Origin of the sequence: Thermocrispum sp., from assembly GCF_002919275.1 — a bacterium.
GTDB lineage: Bacteria > Actinomycetota > Actinomycetes > Mycobacteriales > Pseudonocardiaceae > Thermocrispum > Thermocrispum agreste.
On sequence record NZ_PKFA01000011.1, the window covers coordinates 19519 to 28068 of the forward strand.

The 8550-nt window shown below is 70.8% G+C and carries 9 protein-coding genes; 4 read left to right on the plus strand and 5 right to left on the minus strand.

Going from position 1 to position 8550, the window contains the following annotated elements:
- The first annotated feature begins 76 nt into the window (after positions 1–76).
- Both CXP56_RS01995 and CXP56_RS02000 read left to right on the plus strand, forming a co-directional pair.
- On the plus strand, positions 77–493 hold the full coding sequence (locus CXP56_RS01995; protein WP_038045537.1) for a DUF1707 SHOCT-like domain-containing protein: 417 nt from the start codon (positions 77–79) through the stop codon (positions 491–493).
- 26 nt (positions 494–519) lie between these two features.
- Positions 520–1074 carry a GNAT family N-acetyltransferase gene (locus CXP56_RS02000; RefSeq protein ID WP_084609356.1) on the plus strand — a complete coding sequence of 185 codons (555 nt, stop codon included), beginning with the start codon at positions 520–522 and terminating at the stop codon, positions 1072–1074.
- A gap of 161 nt (positions 1075–1235) precedes the next feature.
- Here the strand turns inward: CXP56_RS02000 and glpD are convergent, their stop codons facing one another.
- Complete coding sequence (gene glpD / locus CXP56_RS02005; RefSeq protein WP_051310418.1) at positions 1236–2969, minus strand: glycerol-3-phosphate dehydrogenase; 1734 nt, start codon at positions 2967–2969, stop codon at positions 1236–1238.
- Between the two features lie 75 nt (positions 2970–3044).
- Between glpD and CXP56_RS02010 the strand changes: the two genes are divergently transcribed.
- Entirely contained in the window at positions 3045–3641 is a 597-nt protein-coding gene (locus CXP56_RS02010) for a hypothetical protein (protein ID WP_156899360.1), read from the plus strand.
- 12 nt (positions 3642–3653) lie between these two features.
- Here CXP56_RS02010 and CXP56_RS02015 read toward each other — a convergent pair whose 3' ends face one another.
- On the minus strand, positions 3654–5057 hold the full coding sequence (locus CXP56_RS02015; protein WP_156899358.1) for an NAD(P)H-quinone dehydrogenase: 1404 nt from the start codon (positions 5055–5057) through the stop codon (positions 3654–3656).
- A 51-nt stretch (positions 5058–5108) separates the two neighbouring features.
- Between CXP56_RS02015 and CXP56_RS02020 the strand changes: the two genes are divergently transcribed.
- Positions 5109–5561, plus strand: a complete 453-nt coding sequence (locus CXP56_RS02020; RefSeq protein WP_028848860.1) for a gamma-glutamylcyclotransferase family protein — start codon at positions 5109–5111, stop codon at positions 5559–5561.
- Between the two features lie 213 nt (positions 5562–5774).
- Here CXP56_RS02020 and CXP56_RS02025 read toward each other — a convergent pair whose 3' ends face one another.
- The 3 genes from CXP56_RS02025 to CXP56_RS02035 all read right to left on the minus strand — a co-directional run.
- Entirely contained in the window at positions 5775–7076 is a 1302-nt protein-coding gene (locus CXP56_RS02025; protein ID WP_028848859.1) for an amidohydrolase, read from the minus strand.
- Positions 7077–7398: 322 nt separating this feature from the next.
- Complete coding sequence (locus tag CXP56_RS02030; protein ID WP_286899427.1) at positions 7399–7962, minus strand: hypothetical protein; 564 nt, start codon at positions 7960–7962, stop codon at positions 7399–7401.
- A 62-nt stretch (positions 7963–8024) separates the two neighbouring features.
- On the minus strand, positions 8025–8550 hold a 526-nt coding region (locus tag CXP56_RS02035; RefSeq protein WP_502694557.1), incomplete at its 5' end, for a P-loop NTPase family protein.

Consider the following 8550-nt stretch of genomic DNA (forward strand, 5'->3'; position numbering starts at 1 on the left):
CGAACGGCCGGCCTGTGCGGTGCGGCGGCGGAATCGGTGCAGCCAAGGCGGCGCCGGGGCCCGTACGATCGATGGTGTGAACCCGGACAGGCCGGAGTTGCGGATCAGCGACGCCGAACGTGAGCAGGCCTTGGAGGCGTTGAACGTCCACATGGCCAACGGGCGGCTGGACATCGACGAGTACGGCGAACGATCCGCGCAGATCGTGGCCGCCAAGACGCGCGGCGACCTGGTGCCGATCTTCCGCGATCTGCCGGATCCGCATCCGGAAGTGCTGGTCAGCAAGCTGCCGGAGCCGGAGCGCACCGCACCGCCCGCCGCCTCGCGGCCGCGCGGGCTCGCCGACCGCTTCGTGACGTCCGCGGTGCCGATCGCGGCCATCGTCGCCGTGGTGCTGTTCTTCTTCGTGGCGCGGGGTTTCTGGCCGGTCTTCCTGCTGCCCGCCGTCACCATCATCGTGATCAGGGCGATCGGCAAACAGGGGTATCGCTGACAGACGGCAGGGCTGAAAGGCGGCACATGGAACCGGTGGAGATCAACGCGGGTACCTGCTACCTGCGCGCCTTCCGCGCCGACGACCGGCTGGACGACCGGCCCGCGCTGGTGAAGGCGTTTTCCGACCCGGCGATGCGCCGGTTCGTGCGCGCGTACCGGATCGAGACCATCGACGAGGCGGGCGACTACATCGCGACCCGGGCCAGGGAATGGAAGCTGAACCAGCGCGCGTCCTGGGCGATCGCGGAGCCGACGACCGGGTTCCTGCTCGGCGAGGTCGGGTTGAAGAACCTGCACCCGTCCGCCCTTTCGCCGCCGGAGGCGGCGATCTGGGTCCATCCGGTCACGCGCAAGCGTGGCGTCGGCGCAGCGGCGCTTTCGGCCGCCGTGCGGTTCGGTTTCGGCGCGCTGGAGCTGGCCCGCATCGACTACGTCTGCGACGAGGACAACACCGCCTCGGCTGCGCTCGCCGCCCGGTGCGGGTTCACCTACACCGGCACGACGACCGGCGTCGACGGCCTGCCGGCGCAGCGCTGGACGATCACCAGCGGCGCGCAGGAAGCAGCACCCGGGCGCTGATCCCCCGCGGCCGGCCATCAACCGGCCGGGGCTGCCACCCCAGCCCGCACACCCGGCACCGCCCGCTGGCAGGCCACCTCGTCAACAACCCACCAGCCCAACACCGCACGACCACCAGCACACCACGCAGCAACCACTACCCCGCGGCCGCCAGCCAGCCATCAACCGGCCGGAACCACCACCCCGGCCCGCACATCCGGCGCGGCACGCCGCCGCTTGTCGGCTGCTTCGTCGTCCGGCTGCTGCTGCGCCTCCCGCTCGGCGGTGACCCGCGCGTTGTACAGCTCGACCTCGCGCTTGATCGTCTGCTGCGACCAACCGAGGGGCTCCGCGATCAGCTCGGCCACCTCGTCCGCGCAGGCCGTACCCCGGTGCGGGTACTCGATCGAGATCCGCGTCCGGCGGGCCAGCACGTCCTCCAGGTGCAGCGCGCCTTCGTGGGTCACCGCGTACACCGCTTCCACCCGCAGGTAGTCGGGTGCTTCGGCGATCGGCCGCAACAGGTCGGGCCGGCCGTTGGCCAGATCCAGCACCTCGTAGATCAGCGACCCGTAGCGGTCCAGCAGGTGCCGGACCCGGTACGGGTGCAGGCCGTGCCGCACGGCCAGCTGATCGGCCTGGTTGACCAGCGCGTGGTAGCCGTCCGCGCCGAGCAGCGGCACCTTGTCGGTGATCGACGACTGAACCCGGATCGGCAGCTCGTTCGCGGCCGCGTCGACGGCGTCGGCCGCCATCACCCGGTACGTGGTGTACTTGCCGCCCGCGATGGCCACCAACCCCGGCGCCGTCCGCGCCACCGCGTGCTCCCGGGACAGCTTCGACGTCTGCTCCGACTCCCCGGCCAGCAGCGGCCGCAGCCCGGCGTAGACGCCTTCGATGTCGTCGGTGGTCAGCGGGGTGTTCAGCACCGAGTTGACCTGGTCCAGGATGTAGGCGATGTCCTTGGCGGTGGCCGCCGGGTGCGCCAGGTCGAGATGCCAGTCGGTGTCCGTGGTGCCGATGATCCAGTGACCCTTCCACGGGATGATGAACAGCACCGACGTCGGCGTGCGCAGGATGACCCCGGAATCCGAGACGATCTTCTCCCGGGGCACCACGATGTGCACGCCCTTGGACGCCCGTACCCGGAAGCGGCCCCGGCTGCCGGACATCTGCAGCACCTGGTCGGTCCACACACCCGCGCAGTTGACGACCACGCCCGCCTGGACGTCGGTCTCCTCACCGGTCTCCACGTCACGCACCCGCACACCGGACACCCGGTCCGACTCGTGCAGGAAGTCGACCACCTGGGTCGACGTGCGGATGACCGCGCCGTACTGCGCCGCCGTCCGCGCCACGGTCAGCGTGTGCCGGGCGTCGTCGGCTTGCGCATCGAAGTACCGGATGCCGCCGACCAGCTTGTCTCGCCGCAGCGCGGGCACCATGCGCAGCGCTCCCGCCCTGGTCAAGTGCTGCTGACCGGGCACCGACTTGGCGCCGCCCATCCGGTCGTAGAGGAACAAGCCGGTCGCGGTGTAGGGCCTCTCCCAGACCCGGTGCGTCAGCGGGTAGAGGAACGACACCGGCTTGACCAGGTGCGGCGCGATGCGGGTGAGCATGAGCTCGCGCTCCCGCAGCGCCTCCCGCACCAGCCCGAACTCCAGCTGCTCCAGGTAACGCAGGCCACCGTGGAAAAGCTTGCTCGACCGGCTGGACGTGCCCGACGCCAGGTCCCTGGCCTCCACCAGGGCCACACGCAGGCCCCTGGTGGCGGCGTCCAACGCGGTGCCCGCGCCGACCACGCCGCCACCGATGACCAGGACGTCGAACTCTTCCTCGCCCAGCCGCCGCCAGTTCTCTGCTCGCTCGTCGACTCCCAGTCGCCCCGAGGGTGCGGTGGATCCCGTCGCGTTCATGCCTTCACGGTACCGTCGTCGAGCGGGAACATCCCGTGCGAAACCGGGCGCGTCCCGGCATCGTCGAATATCGACATGACACGAGCGCGATGGAGCACGGTTGCCACGGCGCTGCTGGCCGCCCTGGTCGTCAGCGGGTGCCAGACGCCAGGGACACCGGCTCCGACCCCGCCGCAACCGACGACGTCCACCTCGACGCCGGCCCCACCGCGGGACGCCACGAACCCGGTCGACGTCACCTTCGAGGACGTGACCTTCACCCTCCGGATCCCGGGGTACTTCGGGGACGGGTCGCTGGAGGAAGACGACCCGGAGTGCCCGGCGCACCGCTACACGTGGGGCAAGCTGGACAAGGACAGCCCGTGGAAGCGACTGACCGTGGCCATGGTGCCCGCCGGAGGGCAGGCCTGCCCGGACCGGGAGGCGGTCAACCGGCGCTATCCCTCGTGGACCAGCAGCGAGCAGTTGCCCGAACGGACACAGCGGGTGGCGACCCCGGCCGGCCGCGGGCACCAGTTCACCGTGGGCTACCTGGAATGCACCAACGAGTGCCGCTCCACCAGCTACACCGTGATCTTCGTCGAACGCGGCCAAGGACCCTTCTGGCTCGAGGCCGAAGAGCTGAGCAGGGACGAACTGTCCGCGGTGACCCGCTCACTGCGGGTGTCCTGACGCCCGGGCGCGCTAGTCCAGATCGTCGTGCCGCATCAGGCGCCGACCGGCCTCGGTGATCGATCCGGTCAGCGACGGATACACCGAGAACGTGGTGGCGATCGACTCGACGGTGAGCTGGTTCTGCACCGCCAGCGCGATCGGCAGGATCAGCTCACTGGCCCCCGGTGCGACCACGACGCCGCCGATCACCACACCGGTGGCCGGGCGGCAGAACAGCTTGACGAAACCGCGGCGCAGGCCTTCCATCTTCGCCCTGGCGTTGGTGGCCAGCGGCAGCATGATCGTGCGTGCGGGCACCTCGCCCGAGTCGATGGCCGCTTGCCCGATGCCGACCGTGGCGATCTCCGGGTGGGTGAACACGTTCGCCGCCACCGTCTTGAGCTTGATCGGCGAGACGCCTTCGCCGAGCGCATGCCACATGGCGATACGCCCCTGCATGCTGGCCACGGACGCCAGCTGCAGCACCCCGGTGCAGTCCCCCGCGGCGTAGATGCCGGCCACGCTGGTGCGGGACACCCGGTCGACGGTGATGTAGCCGCGCTCGTCCGGCTCGATACCGACCGTCTCCAATCCGATGTCGGAGGTGTTGGGCACCGACCCGACGGTCATCAGCGCATGGCTTCCCTCGATCGTGCGTCCGTCGGTCAGGTGAACTCGCACGCCCTTCTCGGTGCGCTCCACTCGGTCCGCCCTGGCTCGCTTGACCAGCGTGGCGCCACGCTGGTTGAAGACCTCCTCGAGCACCACCGCGGCGTCCGCGTCCTCGTGCGGCAGGATGCGGTCGCGGCTGGACACCACGGTGACCCGCACGCCGAGCTCCAGGTAGGCGGAGGCGAACTCCGCGCCGGTCACCCCGGAGCCGACCACGATCAGGTGCTCGGGCAGCTCCGGCAGGTCGTAGATCTGCCGCCAGGTGAGGATGCGTTCGCCGTCCGGCTCGGCCCCCGGCAGGACCCGCGGCGTCGAGCCGGTGGCGATGAGCGCGACGTCCGCCTTGAGCACCTGCCGGGCGCCGGAATGCTCGATGACCTCGATGTGGTGCTCGGCCAGGCCGGGTTCCGGATCGCAGAACCGGGCGGTGCCCATGATCACGCGCACGCCCTCGCGCTGCAGCCGGGCCCGGATGTCCGCCGACTGGGCCAGCGCCAGCCCCTTCACGCGGCCGTGCACCTTGCGCAGATCCACGCCGGCCGAGTGCGTGTCCAGGTCGATGCCCAGCTCGCCCATCCGGTGCAGCCCCGCGCGCGCTCCCGACGAAGCGAGGAACGTCTTCGACGGCACGCAGTCGTAGAGCACGCACGCCCCGCCGAGGCCGTCCCGCTCGATCACCGTGACATCAGCCCCCAGCTGCGCGGCCACCAATGCGGCCTCGTAGCCTGCAGGCCCTCCGCCCATGATCACGATGGTCGCCACCAGGTTGCCTCCTCACCGCTTCGCCTCGCGTCGGAGGTTACTATCTCGGGCGTGCCTCTCTACGCCGCGTACGGGTCCAACATGGATCCCGCGCAGATGATGGAGCGCGCACCTCATTCCCCCATGGCCGGGACCGGGTGGATCGAGGGCTGGCGCCTCACCTTCGGTGGTGAGGATCTCGGCTGGGAAGGCGCGCTGGCCACCATCGTGCCCGACCCCGACTCGCGCGTGTTCGTCGTGCTCTACGACGTGTGCGAGACCGACGAGCGGCAGCTGGACAGCTGGGAGGGCGGCGAGCTCGGTCTGCACACCAAGATCCGCCTGCGGGTGCAGACGCTGGACGGACCGGTTCTGGCCTGGCTCTACGTGCTGGACGCCTACGAGGGGGGCCTGCCCTCGGCCAGGTACCTCGGGGTGCTGGCCGACGCCGCAGAGGCGGCGGGCGCGCCTGCGGATTACGTCAACGACCTGCGCACCCGGCCCTGCAAAGGCATCGGTCCGTGAACCGGTACGAGCAAGGCACCGGCTGGTGACTCACGCACGGGCACCGGCCCGTGACTCGGGCATGACAACGGCCGCCCCGGTGACCGAGGCGGCCGCTTTCACGTCTTCGCATCACCTGCGCGTGTCCGACACCACCGGAGTGCCCGCCGGTGCCGACCTGGCAGACCGATCCGCACCCGGCGCACACCAGCTTCCGGCAGGCCGACCGGGTCCCTAGTCCCTGCTACCGGCCAGCGCGGACAGCGCCGTGTGCACCATCACCCTGGTGCCGGTCAACAGTGCCCGCTCGTCCAGCACGAACGTCCCCTGGTGCAGGTCGCGCTGCGGGCCCTTGCCGTCCCACACCCCCAGCCGCGCGAACGCTCCGGGGGCGTGCTCGAGGTACCAGCCGAAGTCCTCCCCACCGGAGGACTGCTCGGTGGAGGTCAGGCCACCCTCGCCCAGCGCGGCGTCCACGCCAGCCGACAGGTACGCCGTGCTCTCCGCGTCACACACCACCGGCGGCACGCCGCGGCGGTAGTTCAGCGTGAACCCGACGCCGGTGGGCGCCAGCAGCGACTCCACGGCCGGGTTGACCAGCGACTCCATCTTCAGCCAGACGTCGTGGTCGGCGGTGCGCAGCGTGCCGAGCAGCACACCCTCCTCCGGCACCGCGTTCGCCGCCTCCCCGGCGTGCACCGCGCCCCACACCAGGATCGTGCCGGAACGCGGGTCCACCCGGCGGGAGATCACCGCGGGCAGGTTCGTGATGACCGTGCCGAGCGCGTGCACCAGGTCCGCGGTCAGGTGCGGCCGGGACGTGTGCCCGCCCGGTGAGGTCAACCGCAGCTCCAGCAGGTCCGCCGCCGACGTGATGGCGCCGACCCGGACACCGACCTGGCCGACCGGCAGCCGCGGGTCGCAGTGCAGGCCGAAGATCCGGTCCACGCCGTTGAGCACGCCCGCCTCGATGGCGTCCAGCGCGCCGCCCGGCATGACCTCCTCGGCGGGCTGGAAGATCAGCCGCACCCGGCCGGGCAGCTCGGGCGCGGCGGCCAGCGCCGCCCCGGCGGCCATGAGGATCGCGGTGTGCGCGTCGTGCCCGCAGGCGTGCGCCACACCGTCGACGGACGACGAGTACGGCAGACCGGTCGCTTCGGTGATCGGCAGCGCGTCCATGTCCGCGCGCAGCGCCACGCACTTCTCCCCGGTGCCGATGTCGCACACCACGCCGGTGCCCAGCGGCAGCACCTCCGGCTTGAGGCCGAGCGAGCGCAGGTGCCGCACGACGAGCTCGGTGGTGCCGTACTCGCGGCGCGCCAGCTCGGGGTTGGCGTGAATGTGACGACGCCACGCGACGACGTCCGCCGCGTGCCGCTCGAGCCACCCGTCGAGCCAGTCGGGGCCGCGGCCCGCACCGAGGTCTTCCACATCAGCCATGGTGACGCCGTCCGGGGTGATCAGCCCGTCGAGACGCTCGTCGGTGATGGTGGGTTCCCCGATGGGGTTGTCGTCGCGACCCCCAGCATCGGGCATCGACTCGAGGACGTCCGCCTCGACGCGCTCAAGGCGACGGCCTGCCGAGCGCGGGTGCGGGGACGTCGTCGTCATAACTCACCTCCAAGCTGGGTCGACTGCAGGACGTGCGCCGCCGCAAGAGGTACCAACACATGCACGGACCGCAGACCGGAAACGACTCACACAATGCGACTGCGCGTGAGCCTAATCCTGCCGGACACGGGATCGAACCACGTCCTTGCAGGTGAGACGCCTAGCCCGGCGGTTGGGTTCCTGCGGCAAGCGGTGACCGGATTTCGGTCCCGCTGTCGTCGGTCGTCGCTCGCGCCGCGGTGAAGAGTTACTGCTTGCTCTTCGCGGCTCGTACCCGGCGGCCCCACAACACGATCAGCAGCAGGCCGACGGCGACACCGCCGACTATCAGTTTACGCCTGGCCTGTTCGGCCTCTGCACGCTCGGTGGCCTCGTCGGTGATGATCGGGCCCAGACCTGCGGTGTCGGCGGCGGGTTCGCGCGATTTCCGGGTCGTGCTGGAGGCCGGCTTGGAGCGCGTGGCGGACGTGCTCGCCCGGGGTTTGCGGGTCGCGGATTTCTCCGTTTTTTCCTTCGATCGAGTGGTGGTCGTCGTGGTCTGCTCGGCCGCTTGCCTGGCCGCCTGGGAACTCGACGACTGCTGATCCGAGGCCAGGCCGAGGATCGGCACCAGCGCCGCGAGCACGGCGACCACCAGCAGCGCGTAGCCGGCCACCCGCAGCTTGTTGATGCTGCGCCGTTCCTTGCCACCACCCGGTGCCTGCGCCGGCTGCGGCGCGGACGGCTTCGGTGGCTGGATCGGCGCCCGCTCACCCGCTGCGGGCTGCTGCGCGGCCTCCGGCGGTCGGCTGCCTGCATCTGGCCGGGTCATGCCTTCCTCGGGGCGAGGCGGCTGCTCTGAGTCACCACCGCTAACCGTCATGGGTGACAAACTTACTCGTCGACGGCGTCCAGAATGCGTTGCGCCGCGAGACTCGCCGTCATCTCACCCGCGCGTACCAGCTCTTCGACCTCCTGGGCGACCTTGCGGACCGCGGGCCGCTCGGTCAGCCGGGCCAGCAGCTGCTCCCGCACGATCGACCAGGTCCAGTCGACCTGCTGCCTGCCGCGCTTGGCCACCAGCTCGCCGGAGTCCCGCAGCCGGGTGTGGTGCTCGACGACCTTCTCCCACACCTTGTCCAGCCCGGCACCGGTCAGGCCGCTGCAGGTGAGCACCGGCGGGATCCACGGCGCGCCCTTGCCGAACAGCATGCGCATCGCTCCGGACAGCTCCCTGGCGGCCTTGCGGGCGTCCGGTTCGTGCTCGCCGTCGGCCTTGTTCACCGCGATCACGTCGGCCAGTTCGAGGATGCCGCGCTTGATGCCCTGTAGCTGGTCTCCGGTGCGGGCCAGGGTCAGGTAGAGGAACGTGTCGACCATGTTGGCCACGGTGACCTCGGACTGCCCGACGCCCACCGTC